This window comes from Streptomyces sp. NPDC001450, assembly GCF_053597295.1.
The window spans coordinates 61,459-80,038 of record NZ_JBSFHY010000043.1 but is presented as its reverse complement, the minus strand read 5'-3'; the positions used below and the strand labels follow the sequence as shown (position 1 = coordinate 80,038).

General features: G+C 70.1%; 21 protein-coding genes and 1 riboswitch. Of the genes, 7 read left to right on the top strand and 14 right to left on the bottom strand.

Features of this window, described 5'->3' with window-relative positions; all coding sequences use genetic code 11:
• Window positions 1-26 precede the first annotated feature (26 nt).
• The 4 genes from ACWC5O_RS36365 to ACWC5O_RS36350 all read left to right on the top strand — a co-directional run bounded on the left by ACWC5O_RS36365 (window position 27) and on the right by ACWC5O_RS36350 (window position 2,229).
• Entirely contained in the window at window positions 27-437 is a 411-nt protein-coding gene (locus ACWC5O_RS36365) for a VOC family protein (protein WP_450584047.1), read from the top strand.
• Window positions 438-544: 107 nt separating this feature from the next.
• Window positions 545-952: a hypothetical protein gene (locus tag ACWC5O_RS36360; protein WP_450584049.1), complete on the top strand. Its 408-nt coding sequence runs from the start codon at window positions 545-547 to the stop codon at window positions 950-952.
• Window positions 953-957: 5 nt separating this feature from the next.
• The gene (locus tag ACWC5O_RS36355) at window positions 958-1,473 is read left to right on the top strand and encodes a thiol-disulfide oxidoreductase DCC family protein (protein ID WP_450584051.1); all 516 of its coding nucleotides are present in this window, start codon (window positions 958-960) and stop codon (window positions 1,471-1,473) included.
• A 9-nt stretch (window positions 1,474-1,482) separates the two neighbouring features.
• The gene (locus ACWC5O_RS36350; RefSeq protein ID WP_450584052.1) at window positions 1,483-2,229 is read left to right on the top strand and encodes a TetR family transcriptional regulator; all 747 of its coding nucleotides are present in this window, start codon (window positions 1,483-1,485) and stop codon (window positions 2,227-2,229) included.
• Here the strand turns inward: ACWC5O_RS36350 and ACWC5O_RS36345 are convergent, their stop codons facing one another.
• The 3 genes from ACWC5O_RS36345 to ACWC5O_RS36335 all read right to left on the bottom strand — a co-directional run bounded on the left by ACWC5O_RS36345 (window position 2,230) and on the right by ACWC5O_RS36335 (window position 5,490).
• Entirely contained in the window at window positions 2,230-3,774 is a 1,545-nt protein-coding gene (locus tag ACWC5O_RS36345) for an ABC transporter substrate-binding protein (protein WP_450584054.1), read from the bottom strand.
• 214 nt (window positions 3,775-3,988) lie between these two features.
• Window positions 3,989-5,233, bottom strand: a complete 1,245-nt coding sequence (locus ACWC5O_RS36340) for a metallophosphoesterase (RefSeq protein WP_450584056.1) — start codon at window positions 5,231-5,233, stop codon at window positions 3,989-3,991.
• A gap of 17 nt (window positions 5,234-5,250) precedes the next feature.
• Window positions 5,251-5,490 (bottom strand): SCO4848 family membrane protein, encoded by a 240-nt coding sequence (locus ACWC5O_RS36335; protein WP_190012810.1) that lies wholly within the window; start codon window positions 5,488-5,490, stop codon window positions 5,251-5,253.
• Between the two features lie 172 nt (window positions 5,491-5,662).
• On the opposite strand from ACWC5O_RS36335, the gene ACWC5O_RS36330 reads away from it, so the two are divergent.
• Window positions 5,663-6,898 (top strand): D-alanyl-D-alanine carboxypeptidase family protein, encoded by a 1,236-nt coding sequence (locus ACWC5O_RS36330; RefSeq protein ID WP_450584058.1) that lies wholly within the window; start codon window positions 5,663-5,665, stop codon window positions 6,896-6,898.
• Here ACWC5O_RS36330 and ACWC5O_RS36325 read toward each other — a convergent pair.
• The gene (locus ACWC5O_RS36325) at window positions 6,846-7,763 is read right to left on the bottom strand and encodes a YihY/virulence factor BrkB family protein (protein ID WP_450584059.1); all 918 of its coding nucleotides are present in this window, start codon (window positions 7,761-7,763) and stop codon (window positions 6,846-6,848) included. The genes ACWC5O_RS36330 and ACWC5O_RS36325 overlap by 53 nt on opposite strands.
• An 85-nt stretch (window positions 7,764-7,848) precedes the next feature.
• Here ACWC5O_RS36325 and ACWC5O_RS36320 point away from each other — a divergent pair, with 85 nt between their 5' ends.
• Window positions 7,849-8,604, top strand: a complete 756-nt coding sequence (locus tag ACWC5O_RS36320; RefSeq protein WP_450584061.1) for a decaprenylphospho-beta-D-erythro-pentofuranosid-2-ulose 2-reductase — start codon at window positions 7,849-7,851, stop codon at window positions 8,602-8,604.
• Window positions 8,605-8,611: 7 nt separating this feature from the next.
• Here ACWC5O_RS36320 and ACWC5O_RS36315 read toward each other — a convergent pair whose 3' ends face one another.
• The 3 genes from ACWC5O_RS36315 to ACWC5O_RS36305 all read right to left on the bottom strand — a co-directional run bounded on the left by ACWC5O_RS36315 (window position 8,612) and on the right by ACWC5O_RS36305 (window position 12,022).
• Window positions 8,612-9,196 carry a 2'-5' RNA ligase family protein gene (locus ACWC5O_RS36315; RefSeq protein ID WP_450584177.1) on the bottom strand — a complete coding sequence of 195 codons (585 nt, stop codon included), beginning with the start codon at window positions 9,194-9,196 and terminating at the stop codon, window positions 8,612-8,614.
• Between the two features lie 202 nt (window positions 9,197-9,398).
• The gene (gene trpS, locus ACWC5O_RS36310) at window positions 9,399-10,415 is read right to left on the bottom strand and encodes a tryptophan--tRNA ligase (RefSeq protein WP_450584063.1); all 1,017 of its coding nucleotides are present in this window, start codon (window positions 10,413-10,415) and stop codon (window positions 9,399-9,401) included.
• A 158-nt stretch (window positions 10,416-10,573) separates the two neighbouring features.
• Window positions 10,574-12,022, bottom strand: a complete 1,449-nt coding sequence (locus ACWC5O_RS36305; protein WP_450584065.1) for a glycine hydroxymethyltransferase — start codon at window positions 12,020-12,022, stop codon at window positions 10,574-10,576.
• A gap of 32 nt (window positions 12,023-12,054) precedes the next feature.
• Window positions 12,055-12,146, bottom strand: a riboswitch (ZMP/ZTP riboswitch).
• A 103-nt stretch (window positions 12,147-12,249) separates the two neighbouring features.
• Between ACWC5O_RS36305 and rocD the strand changes: the two genes are divergently transcribed.
• Complete coding sequence (rocD, locus tag ACWC5O_RS36300; protein WP_450584067.1) at window positions 12,250-13,455, top strand: ornithine--oxo-acid transaminase; 1,206 nt, start codon at window positions 12,250-12,252, stop codon at window positions 13,453-13,455.
• Between the two features lie 36 nt (window positions 13,456-13,491).
• On the opposite strand, the gene ACWC5O_RS36295 is transcribed toward rocD, so the two are convergent.
• The 7 genes from ACWC5O_RS36295 to ACWC5O_RS36265 form a co-directional block, all read right to left on the bottom strand.
• Window positions 13,492-14,676 carry a glutathionylspermidine synthase family protein gene (locus ACWC5O_RS36295; protein ID WP_450584069.1) on the bottom strand — a complete coding sequence of 395 codons (1,185 nt, stop codon included), beginning with the start codon at window positions 14,674-14,676 and terminating at the stop codon, window positions 13,492-13,494.
• 27 nt (window positions 14,677-14,703) lie between these two features.
• Window positions 14,704-15,057, bottom strand: coding sequence for a hypothetical protein (locus tag ACWC5O_RS36290; protein WP_450584070.1), 354 nt, complete (start codon window positions 15,055-15,057; stop codon window positions 14,704-14,706).
• 151 nt (window positions 15,058-15,208) lie between these two features.
• Window positions 15,209-15,424 carry a hypothetical protein gene (locus ACWC5O_RS36285; RefSeq protein WP_450584072.1) on the bottom strand — a complete coding sequence of 72 codons (216 nt, stop codon included), beginning with the start codon at window positions 15,422-15,424 and terminating at the stop codon, window positions 15,209-15,211.
• A gap of 187 nt (window positions 15,425-15,611) precedes the next feature.
• Window positions 15,612-16,133: a hypothetical protein gene (locus tag ACWC5O_RS36280; protein WP_450584074.1), complete on the bottom strand. Its 522-nt coding sequence runs from the start codon at window positions 16,131-16,133 to the stop codon at window positions 15,612-15,614.
• Window positions 16,134-16,210: 77 nt separating this feature from the next.
• Window positions 16,211-17,170: a sporulation-delaying protein SdpB family protein gene (locus tag ACWC5O_RS36275; RefSeq protein WP_450584075.1), complete on the bottom strand. Its 960-nt coding sequence runs from the start codon at window positions 17,168-17,170 to the stop codon at window positions 16,211-16,213.
• The gene (locus ACWC5O_RS36270) at window positions 17,170-17,769 is read right to left on the bottom strand and encodes an SdpA family antimicrobial peptide system protein (RefSeq protein WP_450584076.1); all 600 of its coding nucleotides are present in this window, start codon (window positions 17,767-17,769) and stop codon (window positions 17,170-17,172) included. The genes ACWC5O_RS36275 and ACWC5O_RS36270 overlap by 1 nt, the downstream gene beginning before the upstream one ends.
• A gap of 83 nt (window positions 17,770-17,852) precedes the next feature.
• Window positions 17,853-18,527: a sporulation delaying protein family toxin gene (locus ACWC5O_RS36265; protein WP_450584078.1), complete on the bottom strand. Its 675-nt coding sequence runs from the start codon at window positions 18,525-18,527 to the stop codon at window positions 17,853-17,855.
• Between the last annotated feature and the right edge of the window lie 53 nt (window positions 18,528-18,580).

Sequence of the window (18,580 nt, the reverse complement as noted above, 5' to 3'; positions counted from 1 at the left end):
TCCGGCTTACACCTTAATCTGACGACATGTCAGACGAAGAGTCGTACGAGCTGCTCGGGTTCGACAACGTACTGCTGCCCGTCGGGGACCTCGGCGAGGCCGTCGGGTTCTACGAGCGGGCCGGGTTCGCCCTCGGGTTCCGGTTCGACGAGGCCGGGATCGCACTGCTGAAGGTCGGCGGTGAGACGCCCGGGATTCTGCTGCGCCTCGAGGACGGGCTGGGGCACCGGCCGCCGCTCTGGCCCTCACCGCGCCTGTGGCTGGAGGTGCCGGACGCGCGGGCCGCGGCGCGGAAGCTGGCCGCCGCCGGGATCCCACCGCTGGACGAGGTGTTCCCGGTGGCCACCGGCTGGACCGTCGAGATCGCCGACCCCTGGGGAAACGTCCTCGGCTTCACCGACTACACCAAGCGGCCGGCCCTGGGCCGCAGAGGCTGAGACGAAGGTCTCCCGCCAGCCCTCACCATTGAGTTGAACACGTTCAAAAACAGGTCTACAGTCACCCCTGTCAGCGTTTTGAACGCGTTCAAGAAGGGGTGGGGCGCATGGACCGCATCGTCATCGCCTATGTCATCTACCTGATCGTCAGCATCTCGCTGACCGTCTGGGTGGCCCGCACGCTCAGCCACAACGGCCGGGTCTTCCTCGCCGACGTGCTGCACGGCAACGAGAAGCTCGCCGACGCCGTCAACCACCTCCTGGTGGTCGGCTTCTACCTCGTCAACCTCGGCTTCGTGGCCCTGTTCCTGACCGACAACAGCGACGTCAGCGACACCCGGGCCATCTTCGAGGTGCTGTCGGTCAAGCTCGGCGTGGTGCTGCTGGTGCTCGGCGCGATGCACCTGGGCAACGTGTACGTGCTCAACAAGATCCGGCGGCGCGGGATCATGGAGCGCGAGCAGCAGCCTCCGGTGAACCCCCAGAGCTGGATGCCGCCGACGGTCGGGGCGTGACGGCCATGACCGCCACGGATGGCCGGGGCGCCGCGGGCGTCCCGGTCCGCCGGCTCACCGTCCTGTACGACGCCGAGTGCGCCCTCTGCACCCACCTGCGCAACTGGCTGGTACGGCAGCCGCAGCTGGTGCCGCTGGAGCTGGTGCCGGCCGGATCCGCCGAGGCCCGCAGGCGCTACCCGGGGCTCGACCACGCCGCCACCCTCGACGAAGTCACCGTGATCGGCGACTTGGGCCAGGTCTACCAGGCCTCCCGGGCCTGGATCGTCGTCCTGTGGGCCCTGCGTGAACACCGCCCGCTCGCGCACAAGTTGAGCACCCCGGCCGGGGCCAGGCTGGCCCGGGGCGCGGTGCTGGCGGCCGCGAAGTGGCGGGGTGCGCTGTGGGGCGGTGGGCAGCGGGGCGGTGCGCAGTGGGGCGGGCGGTCCTACCGGCGCACGGACGGGTGGTCATACCATCCCGGCACGGGGTGGAGTTACAACCCGCCGTCCTGTTCCGACGGTGCCTGCGCCACTGGTTAGGCTCCTCCCGTGCCCGCGAAGAACGACGGCCCCGAGGCCGGATCCCCGACCAAGTCCGAGCAGACCCGCGCCCTGATCCTGGAGACCGCCATGCGGATGTTCCAGGAGCGCGGCTACGACAAGACGACCATGCGGGCCATCGCCAAGGAGGCCGGGGTCTCCGTGGGCAACGCCTACTACTACTTCGCGGGCAAGGAGCACCTGATCCAGGGCTTCTACGACCGGATCGCCGCCGAGCACCAGGTGGCGGTCCGGGAGGTCCTGGACCGGGAGACCGACCTGGAGGCGCGGCTCGCGGGCGTGCTGACCGCATGGCTGGACATCGCCAGGCCGTACCACGAGTTCGCGGTGCAGTTCTTCAAGAACGCCGCCGACCCCGACAGCCCGCTCAGCCCCTTCTCGCCGGAGAGCGAGCACGCCCGCGAGCAGGCCATCAGCGTCCACCGCGAGGTGCTGGCCGGCTCCAAGTCCAAGGTGGCGCCCGAACTCCGGGACGTGCTTCCGGAGTTGATGTGGCTCTCCCAGATGGGCCTCGTCCTGTACTGGGTGTTCGACCGCACCGAGGGACGTGAGCGCAGCTACCGGCTGGCGCGCCGGGGGGCGCGGCTGACCGCCCGCGGAGTCGCCCTGGCCCGCTTCCGGGTGCTGCGCCCCCTCGTGCTCGAAGTCCACGAACTGTTCACGGACTTCCTGCCGGGGATGACGAAGGCACTGCCGGACCCGGGGGCCAGGGCGCGCCGCGACGAGACGGGCTGATCAGATCCACTGCAGACGCCACAGGCGGAACACGCCCGTGCCGTCCGTGAGGTACTGGCCGCCGCCGACGTCCTCGGTGCTGACCACGTACTCCTTGCGCTGCCACAGCGGGACCAGCGGCACGTCGGTCGCCACGTCCGCCTGGATGTCATGGAAGTCGTTCGCGGCGCGCGTGCGGTCGGCGTACTGCTGGCTGTCCAGGATGAGGTGGTCGACGACCTTGTTGCTGTAGCCGGTGGCCATGGTGGAGCCGGTGGCGACGAGCGGGGAGCCGAAGGTGTCCGGGTCGGGGTAGTCGGCCACCCAGCCGACCGCCCACGCGTCCATCTTCCCGGCGGCCCAGCGCTTCTGGAAGTCGGTCCACTCGTAGCCCTGGACGTCCACCTTGAACAGGCCGCCCGCCTCCAGCTGCTTCTTCAGCTCCGCGGCCTCGTCCTCGCCCGCACCCCGGTTCTTGCCGTAGCCGAAGGTGAAGTGCACCGGCAGGGTCACCCCGGCCTGGGTGAGCAGATCCCGCGCCTTCTGGATGCTCTGCGTCGGGTAGTCGTCGAAGAAGGACGTGGTGTGGCCGGTGATGCCGGTCGGGATCAGCGAGTACAGCGGGTCGACCGTGCCCTCGTACACCTTGGCGGCCAGCCGCTCGCGGTTGACCAGCCAGGCCAGGGCGCGGCGCACGCGCACGTCGTGCAGCGGCGAGCCGGCGCGGGTGTTGAGGTAGAGGTTGCGGGTCTCGGCGCTGTCGGACTCGGTGACCCGCATGTTGGGGTCGCTCGGGTTCAGCTGGGAGAGCATGCTCGGCGGCAGCGTCCGGGTGGCGACGTCGACCTGCTTGTGCTGCCAGGCGCTGTTGAGCTGCTCGGAGTCGGGGTAGTAGCGCAGCTCGATCGGGCGGCCGGTGCCGCCCAGGTAGCCCTCGTAGCTCCCGTACGGGTCGAGGACGGCCTTCTTGTCCTTCGTGTACGCGGTCAGCGTGTACGGGCCGGTGCCGTCGACGCCGTCGTCCTTGCGCAGGGCGGTGGCCGGGTACTTGTCCTTGTCCACGATCGAACCGGCACCCGTGGCGACCTTCAGCGGGAAGGTGGCGTCCGGGGACGACAGATGGAAGGTGACCGTCGTCGCGCTGTCGGCGGTCACCGAGCCGAGCGTGGAGAACAGCGACGCCGGGCCGACGGCGGCGTCGATCTTCTTGACCCGCTCGAAGGAGTACCGGACGTCCTCGGCGGTCATCTTCCGTCCGCTCGGGAAGGTGATGTCGTCACGCAGCCTGCACTGGTACGTCTTCAGTCCGCTGCCCACGAAGTCGCAGCTCTTCGCGGCGTCCGGGACCGGCTCGACACCGCCCGGCTCGAAGGTGAGCAGCGTCTGGAAGACGTTGCTGAACAGGGCCCAGGAACCGGCGTCGTACGCGCCCGCGGGGTCCAGTGAAGTGACGGCGTCGGTCGTGCCGACGGTGATCGTCTTGTTCTTGTCCGTTTGCGACGGCAGCAACTGCCAGCCGCCGATTCCCACGACAGCGAGTACGAGCAGCGTCACGAGAATGCGCATGCGAACAGATCGCATGGTGGTGCCCTCCCCAGGCCCTCCAGGGCCCTACCCCTGGCCAGCACAATTTCGCCACTCCCCTAAGCGGCGCGGCTCACCTAATCACAGGACTTTCACCTGGGGGAAGGGCTTTCTGACCAGATGTGCAAGAACTTACCGAGACGTTGTTTCCGCCGGGTTCCACAGCGTCTTCACAAAGATGGGGGGGCAGTTTCGGTCACGCGCGCGTCGCGGCGAGTTCGATCACTGTCACGTCCGACGGCGCACCCACACGCGTGGGCGGACCCCACGCGCCCGCGCCCCGGCTGACGTACAGCTGTGTGTCGCCGTACCGGTCGAGACCCGCCACGGTCGGGTTGGCCGCGGCCGCGATGAGGCTGCCGGGCCAGAGCTGGCCGCCGTGGGTGTGTCCGGAGAGCTGGAGGTCGACGTCGTACCGGACGGCCTCGTGGATCTGCACCGGCTGGTGGGCGAGGAGCACGCACGTGCGTGCCGGGTCCCGGTCCCCGAGCGCCTTCTGGAAGTCCGGGCCCTGGCCCTCGCTCTCGCCCTGGAGGTCGTTCACTCCGGCCAGGTCGAAGTACGGCAGCTCGGTACGGGCGTTCTCCAGCGGGTGCAGGCCGAGCGTCCGCACCTCGGCGACCCACTGTTCGGCGCCGGAGAAGTACTCGTGGTTGCCGGTGACGAAGTACGCGCCGTGCCGGGCGCTGAGCCGGGCGAGGGGCGCGGCGGCCGGGCCGAGGTCCTTGACGCTGCCGTCCACCAGGTCGCCGACGACCGCGATCAGGTCGGGCTGGGTGGCGTTGACGGTGTCGACGACACGCTGCGCGAAGCCGCGGCCCAGGACGGGGCCGAGGTGGATGTCGCTGACGACGGCGATCCGGAAGCCGTGTGCGGCGCGGGGCAGTTTGGCGAGCGGGACGGTGACCCGCTTCACCCGCGGCCCGCGCAGGACGCCGTAGGTGCCGTAACCGACGGTCCCCGCGGCCGCGGTGGCTGCGGCTCCGCCGATGACGCGGGAGACGACGAGGCGGCGCGAGGGACCGCTCGTCTCCGCAGGGGCCGGCACGGGCTCCGGTTCGCTCGGTGGTGGCCCCGCCGGTACGGTCTCCGGCTCGCGCACAACCGCCGCGGCGGGCACCCGCCGCTCCACGAACCGGCGCAGCAGCGGTCGTACGGCCTCTCCCGCCACCACCGCCAGCAGCAGGTACAGCGCCAGCGCCATCCACAGGAAGCCGGGCCAGGCGAGGGTGCGCTGGAGCCAGAAGGGGGCGCCGGAACGTTCGGCGACCAGGGCCGTGACCATCAGGAGCGGGCCGGCGACGAAGACCGCCGTTCCGGCGCGGCGGGCGAGACCCGGGCCGCCGGTCGTGTCGCGGACCAGGCGGCGCCACACGTACCAGTGCCCCAGCACCAGGACCGCCAGGACGACCAGCGCGACAAGGACGAAGACGATGACCACGCTGCCGAGTTCCCCCGCTATGACGTCCGGCGCAGTGCGCGCAGTCCGCGCAACCCGATGACCCCGATGACCGTCCCCAATACGAAGGAGACGACCGCCAGCAGCAGGTGCACCCAGAAGTACGCGGTCGGGTGACCGTCGTCGAAGGCGAGACCGCTGCCGTCCTTGACCAGGTTCTTGACGAAAGTGACCCAGATGACCCAGCTCCACACCCCGAAGGCGAGCAGGAACCAGGAGACCGGGCGGCTGAGTTTCACAGGGACTGACCTTTCAACACAACGCCGGGCACCCGCAGGCGGCCGGGGGTCCGGGGGGTGGCCCCCGGATGAGCGCAGCATGGGACCAGTATCGCCGTTCGGTGTCACGTCCCGTGTCCGGGGTGGGGTGCGGGGCGGGACTTCGCGGCCCGTGCCAGGTACGTTCAGGGCCGTGCCCGCACCGAAGAAGACCGTCAGGCGATCCCTGCTGGTCACCACCGCCACGCTGCTGTCCGTGTCCGTCACCGCGCCCGCCGCGCTCGCGGCCCCGACCCCCTCGACGAGCCCGACGGCCACGCCCCCGGCGCAGATGTCGCAGGTCGGCGGAGCCCGGCTCGGGCAGCCCGGGACACAGGTGAACCTCGCGGACGGCGTGCCCGTGCTCCCCAAGGACCTCACCGCCCGCTCCTGGATCGTCTCCGACGCCGAGTCCGGTGATGTCCTCGCCGCGCACAACGCGCACTGGCGGCTGCCCCCGGCGAGCACCCTGAAGATGCTGTTCGCCGACACCGTGCTGCCGAGGTTCCCGAAGACGACCGAGCACAAGGTGGTGCCGAACGACCTGGCCGGCATGGGCGTCGGCTCCAGCGTGGTCGGGATAAAGGAGGGCCGCACCTACACCGTCCACGACCTGTGGCTCGGTGTCTTCCTGCGCTCGGGCAACGACGCCGTGCACGTGCTGTCCGCGATGAACGGCGGCGTCGCGCAGACCGTCAGGGACATGCAGGACCACGCCGACGAGCTGCAGGCCCTGGACACGCACGTGGTCAGCCCGGACGGCTACGACGAGCCGGGGCAGGTGTCGTCGGCGTACGACCTGACACTGTTCGCCCGCTCCGGGCTGCAGAAGAAGGACTTCCGCGACTACTGCTCGACCGTGCGGGCCAAGTTCGGGTCCGGCGAGATCCAGAACACCAACCGGCTGCTGAGCGGCGACACCGACGTGCCCGTCTACCAGGGCATCGCCGGGGTCAAGAACGGCAACACCACCAACGCCGGCGCCACCTTCACCGGCGTCGCCGAGCGGAACGGCAGGGTGCTGCTGGTCACGGTGATGAACCCGGAGAAGCACGAGCACAACGAGGTCTACAAGGAGACGGCGAAGCTGTTCGACTGGGGCTTCAAGGCGGCCGGCAAGGTCACGCCGGTGGGCGAGCTGGTCCCGCCGAAGAGCGCCGCGCAGTCCACCGCGAGCCCCGGCGCCACCGCCTCCGCCGGGGCGGCGGAGACGACCGGCGGGTCGGGCTCGAAGCCGGTGGCGAGCGCCACCGCCACGGGCGGCTCCAGCGGCGTCGGGATCGCCCTGGCCATCGCCGGCGGGCTGCTGGTGCTGCTCGGCGGCGCGGCGTTCCTGGTCAACCGCCGTTGGCCGCTGCCGGACCTGATGCGCCGTCGGACGCGTTCCTGACCTCCTCGACGTCGGTCTCCTCACTCTGCGTCGCCGTCCAGGCGGCGCAGAACAGGAGGAGTTTCGCGGTGAAGTTGATCCACAGCAGCAGGGCCACGGGGACGCCGAACGCGCCGTACATGCTCTTCGTGGCGACTCCCTGGATGTAGCCGCTGATCAGCACCTTCAGCAGTTCGAAACCGACCGCGCCGAGGAGCGCGGCCTCCAGCAGGCGGCGGCGCGGCGGCTCGACGCCGGGCAGCAGGGTCAGGACGTAGAGCAGGAGCAGGAAGTCCGCGAGCACGGCGACGGTGAACGCGGCGATCCGCAGCAGGACGGCGCCCCAGCCCGCCCGTTCGATGCCGAGCTGGTCGGTGGTCCAGCCCACCAGCGCGGAGGCGACGGTGGAGATGGCGAACGTGGCGAGCAGGGCGCCACCGAGACCGACCAGGATGCCCGCGTCCTTGGCCTTGGCCAGGACCGGGTTCCCCTCTCTGTCGGGCAGCTCCCACACCACGCGCAGACACTCGCGCATCTGGCCGACCCAGCCCATGCCGATGAACAGCAGCACGGCACCGGCGATGACTCCGACCGTACCGGCGTTGTGCACCAGGGAGTTGATGTCCAGCTGGTCGGCGATGCCGGGGACCTGGTCGGCGATCTTGTTCTGGAGGTTCTTCTGCTGCGACTGGCTGAGCGTGGCGGCGGCGATCGCGGCGATCAGCGTCAGCAGCGGGAACAGCGCGACGAAACTGATGAAGGTCATCGCGGCGGCCAGCCGTGTCCACTTCACCCGGTCCAGCCGCTCGTACGACTGCCACGCGCGCGTGGTCATCAGCCAGGTGACGATCGGCCCGATCCCGGGAAGCTTCTTCAGCCAGTCCATGATCGGACTGTGCCCGTTCCGAGTGGGCGTCAACACCGCGTTTCTTCACCAGAACAGACATATGCGGGCGATACGGTCGACTGTCATGAAGGACGCCACCGCTCTGCCCCAGTCCCTGCTCGTCCTCGGCGGCACGTCCGAGATCGCGCTGGCCACCGCCCGCCGGCTGATCGCCCGCCGCACCCGCACCGTCTGGCTGGCCGGCCGCCCCTCGCCCGCCCTGGACCAGGCGGCCGAGCACCTGCGCGCCCTGGGCGCCGACGTGCGCACCGTCGCCTTCGACGCCCTCGACCCCGAGTCCCACGAGGCGGCCCTCGGCAAGGTCTTCGCCGAGGGCGACATCGATCTGGTGCTGCTCGCGTTCGGCATCCTCGGCGACCAGGCCCACGACGAGCGCGACCCCCTGCGCGCGGTCCGGGTCGCCCAGACCAACTACACCGGAGCCGTGTCGGCGGGCCTGGTCGCCGCCCGCGCCCTGCAGACCCAGGGCCACGGCTCCCTGGTGGTCCTCTCCTCCGCCGCCGGCGAACGGGCCCGCCGCGCCGACTTCATCTACGGCTCCAGCAAGGCCGGCCTCGACGCCTTCGCCCAGGGCCTCGGCGACGCGCTCTACGGCACCGGCGTGCACGTCATGGTCGTACGCCCCGGATTCGTCCGTACCCGGATGACGGCCGACCTGCCCGTGGCCCCGCTCGCCACCACCCCCGAGGCGGTCGCCACGGCCGTCGAACTGGGCCTGCGCCGCCGCTCGGAGACGGTGTGGGTGCCGGGCGCCCTGCGCCTGGTGATGTCTGCGCTACGGCACGCGCCGCGTGCGCTGTTTCGCAGGCTGCCCTTGTAGCGCAGCGTCAGCGACTGGCGATCGTCCCGCGCTGGACGTCCGCGTGGCCCCCCTGCGAGGGCACCACGGATCCACCGAACGCGTACTCCCGCAGTTTGCGCCACACGTCGTCGGCGCCCTGCGCGTACAGCGCGAACCCGGTGCACGGCCACTCGGCCTCGAAGCCGGCCAGCTCGACGAAGGCGCGGTCCATCGCCGCCTCGTCGATGCCGTGGGCGACCGTGACATGCGGGTGGTACGGGAACTGCAGCTCGCGTGCCACCGGCCCCGAGGCGTCCCGCACCCGCTGCTGCAGCCAGGCGCAGGCCTCGGCGCCCTGCACGACACGCACATAGACGACCGGCGACAGGGGCCGGAAGGTGCCGGTTCCGCACAGCCGCATCGGGAACGGCCGACCGGCCGCCGCGACCTGCGTCAGGTGCGCCTCGACGGCCGCCAGGTCGGTCGTGTCCACCTCGGTCGGCGGCAGCAGGGTGACATGCGTGGGGATGCCGTGAGCCGCGGCGTCGCCGAAGCCCGCGCGCAGCTCCTGGAGCAGGCTGCCGTGAGGCTCCGGGACCGCGATCGACACGCCGATCGTTACGGTCCCCACGTCGTCTCCTGTCGTCGCGTGATGTTTCCCGGCCGTCTTCGTCGCCGCCTTCGTCGCGTCCACGACCGGGCCGTCGGCTATCGACTGTACGGCCACGGATGTCCTGTGGGCAGGCGCAGCGGAAGTGATGTGCAGCGCTCTGCCCGGTCGGACGTGTGTACGGTCGTGCGCCTCAGCGCCGGTTCGTGCTTCTCAGTGCGTCTCAGTGCTTCGCAGGCAGAAAACCCACCCGGTCGTACGCCTGCGCAAGCGTCTCCGCGGCGACGGCGCGCGCCTTCTCCGCGCCCTTGGCGAGGATCGAGTCGAGCGTCTCGGGGTCGTCCAGGTACTGCTGGGTGCGCTCCCGGAACGGCGTCACGAACCCGACCATGACCTCGGCGAGGTCCGTCTTGAGCGCGCCGTACATCTTGCCCTCGTAGTCCTGCTCCAGCTCGGCGATCGACCTGCCGGTGAGCGTGGAGTAGATGGTGAGGAGGTTCGACACGCCCGGCTTGTTCTCCGCGTCGTAGCGGATCACGGTGTCGGTGTCGGTGACGGCGCTCTTGACCTTCTTGGCCGTCGCCTTCGGCTCGTCGAGCAGGTTGATCAGGCCCTTCGGTGTGGACGCCGACTTGCTCATCTTGATCGACGGGTCCTGAAGGTCGTAGATCTTCGCCGTCTCCTTGAGGATGTACGGCGACGGCATCGTGAACGTGTCGCCGAAGCGGCCGTTGAAACGCTCGGCGAGGTCGCGGGTCAGCTCGATGTGCTGGCGCTGGTCCTCGCCGACCGGCACCTCGTTGGCCTGGTACAGCAGGATGTCCGCGACCTGCAGGATCGGGTACGTGAACAGGCCGACGGAGGCCCGCTCGGCACCCTGCTTGGCGGACTTGTCCTTGAACTGGGTCATCCGGCTGGCCTCGCCGAAGCCGGTGAGGCAGTTCATGATCCAGGCGAGCTGGGCGTGCTCGGGCACGTGGCTCTGGACGAAGAGGGTGCAGCGGTCGGGGTCGAGACCGGCGGCCAGCAGCTGGGCCGCGGCCAGGCGGGTGTTGGCGCGCAGGTCCTTCGGGTCCTGCGGGACCGTGATCGCGTGCAGGTCGACGACCATGTAGAAGGCGTCGTGGGACTCCTGCAGGGCCACCCACTGGCGGACGGCGCCGAGGTAGTTGCCGAGGTGGAACGAGCCGGCGGTGGGCTGGATGCCGGAGAGCACGCGAGGTTGGTCAGCGGAAGCCATGTTTTTTATTGTCTCAGAGAGCTCGGGGGGTTCGGTGCGTGGGGAACTACGGGCCCGTGGGGGCTGGCCGCGCCCACGCGGCGGGGCCGCATATCGAATGCGGCCCCGCTTGAATGCGACCCCGCGCCCCTGGGGTTGGCTGCCCCTTGGGGCGTTGATCAGCCGAGGTCGATTTCAGGGTAGAGCGGGAACGCCGCCACCAGGTCCGTTGCCCTCTGGGCGATCTCCTCCGCGATCTTCTCGTCCAGGACGTGGGCCGCCTTGGACGGGGCGCCCGACTTGGTGGTGCCCGGCTCGGTGGTGGTGAGGACGCGGTCGATGAGGCCGGCGACCTCGTCCATCTCCGCGGTGCCGAGGCCCCGGGTGGTCAGGGCGGGGGTGCCGATGCGGATGCCGGAGGTGTACCAGGCGCCGTTCGGGTCGGCCGGGATGGCGTTGCGGTTGGTGACGATGCCGGACTCGAGCAGGGCCGCCTCGGCCTGGCGGCCGGTGAGGCCGTAGGAGGTGGCCACGTCGATCAGGTTGAGGTGGTTGTCCGTGCCGCCGGTGACCAGGGTGGCGCCGCGCTTCATCAGGCCCTCGGCGAGGGCGCGGGAGTTGTCGACGATGCGCTGGGCGTAGTCCTGGAAGGAGGGCTGACGGGCCTCGGCGAGGGCGACGGCCTTCGCGGCCATGACGTGCGGGAGCGGGCCGCCGAGCACCATCGGGCAGCCGCGGTCGACCTGGTCCTTCAGGGAGTCGTCGCACAGGACCATGCCGCCGCGCGGGCCGCGCAGGGACTTGTGGGTGGTCGTGGTGACGATCTGGGCGTGCGGGACCGGGTCGAAGTCGCCGGTCAGGACCTTGCCGGCGACCAGACCGGCGAAGTGGGCCATGTCGACCATCAGGGTCGCGCCGACCTCGTCGGCGATCTCGCGCATGATGCGGAAGTTCACCAGACGGGGGTACGCCGAGTAGCCCGCGACGATGATCAGCGGCTTGAACTCGCGGGCCTGGGCGCGCAGGGCCTCGTAGTCGATGAGGCCCGTGGCCGGGTCGGTGCCGTAGGAGCGCTGGTCGAACATCTTGCCGGAGATGTTCGGGCGGAAGCCGTGGGTGAGGTGGCCGCCGGCGTCCAGGGACATGCCGAGCATGCGCTGGTTGCCGAAGGCCTGGCGGAGCTCGGCCCAGTCGGCCTCGGAGAGGTCGTTGACCTGGCGGGCGCCGGTCTTCTCCAGGAACGGGACCTCCACGCGGTCCGCGAGCACGGCCCAGAAGGCGACGAGGTTGGCGTCGATGCCGGAGTGCGGCTGGACGTAGGCGTGTCGGGCTCCGAAGATCGCCTTGGCGTGCTCGGCGGCCAGGGACTCCACCGTGTCGACGTTGCGGCAGCCGGCGTAGAAGCGGCGGCCGATGGTGCCCTCGGCGTACTTGTCGCTGAACCAGTTGCCCATCGCCAGCAGGGTGGCCGGCGAGGCGTAGTTCTCGGAGGCGATCAGCTTCAGCATCTCGCGCTGGTCGGTCACCTCCTGGCCGATGGCGTCGGCGACCCGCGGCTCGACGGCACGGATCACGTCGAGGGCGGCACGGAAGGCGGTGGACTCGGTCGACAGGGGCTGCTCTGGCATGGGGACCTCCGGACGGCGTGCTTACAGCGTTCACGTTCGGCCCAGGCGCACGGCACTCTTTTCCCGCTCGGGCCGCTCCCCGATGGTCCGTCCCATCCCTAGCGCGCCAGTCACGACCCGCTGATCAGCCTACCGGGCGCGCCGGAGCGGCGAGGTCCCGCGTCCACCATGCGGGCGAGGATAGGAAGGGGGTCACCGTCGTATCCGGTCGTGTCCCGGGAGGGTCCGTGACCACTGCTGAAGACCTCATCGCCGCCGCCGACGCGCACAGTGCGCCCACCTACCATCCGCTGCCCGTCGTCGTGGCCACGGCGGAGGGGGCGTGGATGACCGATGTGGAAGGGCGGCGGTATCTGGATCTGCTGGCCGGTTACTCGGCGCTCAATTTCGGGCACGGCAACCGGCGGCTCCTCGACGCGGCCGAGCGGCAGCTGGAGCGGGTGACGCTGACGTCCCGCGCCTTCCACCACGACCGGTTCGCCGCGTTCTGCACGGAGCTGGCCGAGCTGTGCGGCATGGAGATGGTGCTGCCGATGAACTCGGGCGCCGAGGCCGTGGAGAGCGCGGTGAAGACGGCCCGGAAGTGGGGGTACCGGGTGAAGGGGGTGCCCGCGGAGATGGCGAAGATCGTGGTCGCGGGCGGCAACTTCCACGGGCGTACGACCACGATCATCAGCTTCTCGACCGATCCGGAGGCCCGGGCGGACTTCGGGCCGTACACGCCGGGCTTCGAGATCGTGCCGTACGGGGATCTGACCGCGATGCGGTCCGCGCTCACCGAGAACACCGTCGCCGTGCTGCTGGAGCCGATCCAGGGCGAGTCGGGGGTGATCGTGCCGCCGGCCGGCTATCTGCCGAAGGTGCGGGAGCTGACCCGCGAGCGGAACGTGCTCTTCGTCGCCGACGAGATCCAGTCGGGCCTCGGACGGACCGGGCGGACCTTCGCGTGCGAGCATGAGGGGGTCGTACCTGACATGTACGTGCTGGGAAAGGCGCTGGGCGGCGGGATCGTGCCGGTGTCGGCGGTGGTGTCGAGCGCGAAGGTGCTCGGGGTGTTCCGGCCGGGCGAGCACGGGTCGACGTTCGGCGGGAATCCGCTGGCCTGCGCGGTGGCGCTGGAGGTGATCTCGATGCTGCGCTCCGGCGAGTTCCAGGCCCGGGCCACCGAACTGGGGGCGCGGCTGCACCGCGAGCTGGGCGGGCTGCTCGGCACCGGTCGGGTCACGGCGGTGCGGGGGCGCGGGCTGTGGGCGGGCGTGGACATCCACCCGCGGTTCGGCACCGGTCGGCAGGTGTCGGAGAAGCTGATGGACCGCGGGGTGCTGGTGAAGGACACCCGCGGCTCGACCATCCGGATCGCACCGCCGCTGGTCGTCTCGGAGGAGGACCTGGACTGGGGCCTGGCCCAGCTCGCGGGCGTGCTGGAGGGCTAGTGCCCCGGCACCAGAGCCTTCCTGACGGATCCCTTCCTAGAGGATCACGTGCGGCAGGAAGCGGGCGTACTCGTCGGTGATCAGGCCCGAGGACTCGCGCAGGCCGAGGCCGGCCGGCTCGTCCTGGACGACCCAGGCGCCGAGGACGAGGTGGTTGCCGTCGAAGGCGGGCAGCGGGGCGAGCTGCTGGTAGCAGCAGGGCTCGTCCCGGGTACCGGCCGGGGCGCCGGGCTCGTGGACGGTCACGCCCGCGCCCTCGCGGCCCAGCAGCGGCTTGGCGACATAGCCGGTCGACGCCGCCAGCTCGCGCGGGCCGTCCAGGTAGGCGGGCAGGAGGTTCGGGTGGCCGGGGTACAGCTCCCAGAGGATCGCCAGCAGGGCCTTGTTGCTCAGGAGCATCTTCCAGGCGGGTTCGATCCACAGGGTGCTGCCGGTGCCGCCGCCGTTGTCCAGGGTGTCGAGGACATGCCCTGCGAAGGCGTCGGTGGTGAGCCACTCCCACGGGTAGAGCTTGAAGATGCTGCGGATGAAGCGGAGCCCGTTGTCCACGAAGCGCCCGGAGAGGGTGTCCCAGCCGATCTCCTCCATGGAGATCCAGTCGGTGGCGAGGCCGGCCTGTTCGGCGGTCTCCTTCAGGTAGGCGACCGTCATCAGGTCCTCGCCGAGTTCGTCGGCGGAGGAGTGCGCGAAGTGCAGGGGGCTGCCCGGCGGGAGCAGCGCGGCCTGTTCGCGCCAGGCGTCGACCAGGCGTTCGTGCAGGGAGTTCCACTGGTCGGCGCCGGGGAAGCGTTCCTCCATCCAGAACCACTGGGGGGAGGCGGCCTCGACCAGTGAGGTCGGGGTGTCGGCGTTGTACTCCAGGAGCTTCGCCGGGCCGGTGCCGTCGTAGCGGAGGTCGAACCGGCCGTAGACGGAGGGGAGTTCGGCGCGGCGCCGCCAGGCCTCGGTGACGGCCTCGGCGACGCGCGGGTCGGTGATGCCGAGGTCGGCGAGGCGGTCCTCGGCCACGATGTGCTCGGCGGCCGCGAGGCACATGCGGTGCAGTTCCGCGACGGTCTCCTCCAGCGCCTCGACCTCGTCCAGGGTGAAGACGTAGTAGGCGCTCTCGTCCCAGTAGGGGCGCAGTGAGCCGTCGGGGTGGCGGGTCAGGGGGTAGACGAGCCCCTGCTCCTCGACGGTCTGCTGCCAGCCGGGGCGGGGGGTGGTCGTACGGCGTTCCATGCGGGGGTTCCCTGCGGGGGTTCCTCGTCAGCCGCCGGAGCTGCCGTGGCCGCCGCCGAAGCCGCCGCGGTGGACGCCGCCGTACGAGCCGCCCGAGCCCGAATGCGAGCCGGAGCCCTTGCTCGGCTTGGTGAAGGAGCCGCCGCTCACCCAGGAGCCCTTCTTCTTGCCGCCGTAGTACCAGGCGCCGTTGACGAAGGCCTTGGTGGACTTGCAGTTCTTGTCGGAGACGATCTTGTAGCCCTTGGCGAGCTGGTAGCTGTCGCGGTCGACGCAGCGCTTGTCCGGTGCGGAGGAGCAGGCGGTCAGGGCGGTGGCGAGCAGGCCCATGCCGCCGAGGAGGACGGTTCCCGAGCGAAGGCGTCGGCGTGCGGTGTCCATGCTGGTGTCTCCCCCGTTGGCTGGCCTGTTTTCGGCGGTCAGCCTAGAGAACGGTGAGAGCGGCCACCGAGGCGGGTTGCCGGTTCGCCCTCCCCCTGAAGTCACTTCGTGCTCTTTGGGAGAGTGTGTGCTGCGCCGTGGAGCACGGTGGTCATGCGGAGGAATGGGCGACTTGCCCGCACTGAAGGGCGGGAAAGCAGACAATGCAGCCCACCCGCAAGGTGCGAGCCTGCGTGGAGCAGTCTTCGGCCGGGTGAAGAAATACAAGATCTTGCGTGACTGCCGACAGCGCGGCGACGACCGCCACCACGCTGTCCAGGCCGTCGCCCGCATGCGCAACCTCGTCCCACATCACCGGATGCGTCATCAGCCCGGCTCAGGCTGCGTGATCAGCCTTCTGCAACACGCTTCAGGGGCGGACCGATCCCGCGGGCGCCCGCCCAACCACCGGCCGGGCCCCGACCGGTGCGCAGTCGGCCGGACGGGTGTGCTCGTGCGTGCGAGCCGCTCAGTCAAGATGACGCAGCCGCGCGATGTCCGCAGCGCGCGATGTCCTAGTCGGCTCGGGCGTCTCCCAGGTCGACCGCCGGGACGGGTTGCCGCGGGCGGAATCCGAGGTGTGGATCCGCACCGACGGCCCCAGCCTCGGGCGAGCCGATGGGCCATGAGGTGATCGTCTGCCAGGGCGAGCACGAAGCCGTGGCCTTGGTGCCCTTGCACACGGTGAGGTAGCCGGTCGTGGTGGCCCGGTACGCCTGTCGCACGGCGACGTCCACCGACGCCCGGCCGCACACTTCAGCCTGTTTGCGGGCCGGTGCGGGGACGAAGTCGAAGGTGAACCGGGTCCACAGCGAGTAACACCCGTCTCCGGCATTGGACAACGTGCCGCTCACCACGAGGTCGCGGGAGGGAACCGAACCATTGCCTTCCAGCCACCGCTCTCCCGAAGCGGTCGCCGTCCGATACCGCGCAGACCAGGGGACGGTGCCCGTCGTCGGCGCAGCCATGGCGGCTGTCGTGCCGATGAGTACCGAGCCGATGGCTGCCGCTGCGACGACTCCCGTGCGTATGTGCATCAGATGACCTCTTCCGTTGATCTCGGTGTCATGGCCGCCATGCGGCGCCCCGCCCGGTCGGTACCCGGCGGCCCGGGTCAGGTTGCGACGGCCCCGCTCTTCGGCTCCGGAGTTCCGGACGGCGTGGCGATGGTCCGGGTGCGGGACCGCAGCAGGGAGCGAGCCAGCCCGGTGACGTCGGGATCGTGGCCGAGTGGCGCCAGCAGGAGGAACAGGCCGGCCCACATGGCCAGGGCGAAGCTCCACAGGCCCATGACGACTGCGATGCCGAGATGGAACAGGACGCCGGCCGGCAACAGCATCCAACGCACTCTCTGGGGGAGCAGCAGCGCTGCCGCCAGGGAGAGTTCGAGGAAGAGGGGAGCCCAGGTCATGACGGCGACGCCGACCGAGTTCTGGACGACGACGTTCAGGAGCGGGCGCAGCCAGTCCGCGGCGCCGAAGTCGTAGTTGTTGATCCAGTAGTACAACGCGGTTCCGTCGGCCCACTCCGCGTGCGGCAACTTGGCCACGCAGGCCTGGAAGTACACGACGGACATCTGCAGTCGGACCACGACCAGCGCACTGGTGCCCAGCAGGGCGATGTACCGGCGGCGCCCGGACGGCGGTGGCTGGGACGGCTGTTGTGTCTGCCAGTGCCACTTGCGCCTGTCGCCGAGCGCGACCATCGCGATCAGAAGGCTGAGCAGCCAGGTGATCTGGTCGCCGCCGTCGGGGATGGCTATTCCGGTGAACACGCTGAAGGAGATGTAGGCGTGGGGGATGGCCGTCAGCGCCGGCCGCCATCCGCTGGCCACGAGGAGCAGGACGAGGCAGCACAGCCAGCGGACGATGTCGTAGTCCTGGGCCGGTACGAGGCACCACGCGCCCGCTCCGCCCACGCCTTGGCACAGCGGGTACTTCCCCACCGTGGCGACCTCCCGGAAGAGGGTGGCGGAGTCGCTGCACGCGAGGGTTCCGAGCGTGCCCAGGGCAAGCAGGGTCCTAGCCCAGCCGTATCCGGCGGTCCAGGGGGAAGGGATCGTGTGACGGCGCATCAGCACGTCACCTTCAACACCATGGCGCGTTCCACCGAGTGGCTGTCAGGGATCAGATCACGCCAGGCCCAGGGAGTGGGGCGTTCCTGGAGCAGGCCGACGGTCCCACACAGGGTGGGTTCGGGAGAGATGTTCTTGATCGTCCGGACCGGGGCTCCGAACGCCGTGAGGCACTTCTCCCGCCCCTCCGTGCACGGACGCCAGTCCTTCGCCCGGGCGGCGGAGAGAACCATGGCGATTTCCACGCCCTGAGCCCGGGAAACCCGATCGAGTCCGAAAAAGTTTCGCGCCGAGGAATGAGGTCCGAGAGCCAGTGAGCGCCACCCGTCGGATTGTTTTCCGTAGGGTCGGATTTCGGGATCACGGGCAGACTTGGTGAAAAAGGCCCAGCCTTGCGGGGCCAGATTCACCACGGTGTGCCGGACGCTTTTCTGGGCCGGCAGGGTGATGGTGTTCCTGGGCAACTGTTCCTGGGCTACGTAAAGAATGAGCACCGACCAGACGACGCATGTGATCGCGATGGCTCGCCTGGAAAGGGTGATGGTCTGGTCGCTGGTTCGCGAGAAACTCTCGCGCATGCGGCGGATTGAGTTCTTCATGGTGATCCCGGCCTGCCCGCCGAGTGGCGGGCGCCCTGCCGAGGGGGTGGAACGTCTGCAGCCGCTCCACCCCCTCACAGTGCTCAGGCGGCCTTGAGCGCCCCCGTCACCTGGGCCACGGCCTCGTCGCGGGACAGTTGCGAGCCGTCACCCGTGGTGGGCTGCGCACTCCAGAACCAGTTCTTGCCCTTGACGAAGTTCGCGCCCACGGCGACCGTCACCGTGACGACCGCACCGGCCGCCGTCAGCACCGCGGCCACGTGGACCACGGCGGCGGCGACCGCGACGGTCACGCCGCACTTCTGGCCGACCTCCACGGGGGTGGCGGCCTTGTCTCCCTTGTGCGCCACGGCCAGAAGCATGTTCTGGGCGTCCGTCACGGCCCGCTCGACCTGACGCGGGTCACCGCTGCGCGCCTGCGCGCTCAGCTTGGCGAAGAAGCCCGGCGACCTCTTGTTGATCAGGTCGACGACGGCGTTCGCCGCACGGACCTGGTCGCGGGAGTTGTTGTCGATGTGCTTGCGCGCGTCGGCGAAGAGCTCGAGCCCGGCCAGTTGCTCACCCACCTTGCCCTGGCCGAAGAAGAGACCGCGGAAGACGTTCTCCCCGTCCTTCTTCGCCGAGGCGGTCGAGGCCATGGCAGTCGATGCGGGTGCCTTCGTGGCCGTATCGGCGGTCGCGGCGGGTGCGGCCGCGACACATATCGCGGCCGCGGTGAGACCCGCGACGGCGAGCATTCCGCGCTGTTTGATATTCAATTGATTCCCCTCGTTTCGAATGAGCCACACCGAGGGGGTTCTGGGCGTGTGGT

Bases quoted from the DNA above. Each gene is read 5' to 3' on its own strand.
- ACWC5O_RS36325 (WP_450584059.1), bottom strand. From the start codon at position 7,763: ATGGACTGGCTGAAGAAGCTTCCCGGGATCGGGCCGATCGTCACCTGG.
- ACWC5O_RS36365 (WP_450584047.1), top strand. From the start codon at position 27: ATGTCAGACGAAGAGTCGTACGAGCTGCTCGGGTTCGACAACGTACTG.
- ACWC5O_RS36320 (WP_450584061.1), top strand. From the start codon at position 7,849: ATGAAGGACGCCACCGCTCTGCCCCAGTCCCTGCTCGTCCTCGGCGGC.
- ACWC5O_RS36280 (WP_450584074.1), bottom strand. From the start codon at position 16,133: ATGCACATACGCACGGGAGTCGTCGCAGCGGCAGCCATCGGCTCGGTA.
- ACWC5O_RS36270 (WP_450584076.1), bottom strand. From the start codon at position 17,769: ATGAAGAACTCAATCCGCCGCATGCGCGAGAGTTTCTCGCGAACCAGC.
- ACWC5O_RS36345 (WP_450584054.1), bottom strand. From the start codon at position 3,774: ATGCGCATTCTCGTGACGCTGCTCGTACTCGCTGTCGTGGGAATCGGC.
- trpS (WP_450584063.1), bottom strand. From the start codon at position 10,415: ATGGCTTCCGCTGACCAACCTCGCGTGCTCTCCGGCATCCAGCCCACC.
- ACWC5O_RS36355 (WP_450584051.1), top strand. From the start codon at position 958: ATGACCGCCACGGATGGCCGGGGCGCCGCGGGCGTCCCGGTCCGCCGG.
- ACWC5O_RS36305 (WP_450584065.1), bottom strand. From the start codon at position 12,022: ATGCCAGAGCAGCCCCTGTCGACCGAGTCCACCGCCTTCCGTGCCGCC.
- ACWC5O_RS36295 (WP_450584069.1), bottom strand. From the start codon at position 14,676: ATGGAACGCCGTACGACCACCCCCCGCCCCGGCTGGCAGCAGACCGTC.
- ACWC5O_RS36275 (WP_450584075.1), bottom strand. From the start codon at position 17,170: ATGCGCCGTCACACGATCCCTTCCCCCTGGACCGCCGGATACGGCTGG.
- ACWC5O_RS36285 (WP_450584072.1), bottom strand. From the start codon at position 15,424: ATGACGCATCCGGTGATGTGGGACGAGGTTGCGCATGCGGGCGACGGC.
- ACWC5O_RS36360 (WP_450584049.1), top strand. From the start codon at position 545: ATGGACCGCATCGTCATCGCCTATGTCATCTACCTGATCGTCAGCATC.
- ACWC5O_RS36290 (WP_450584070.1), bottom strand. From the start codon at position 15,057: ATGGACACCGCACGCCGACGCCTTCGCTCGGGAACCGTCCTCCTCGGC.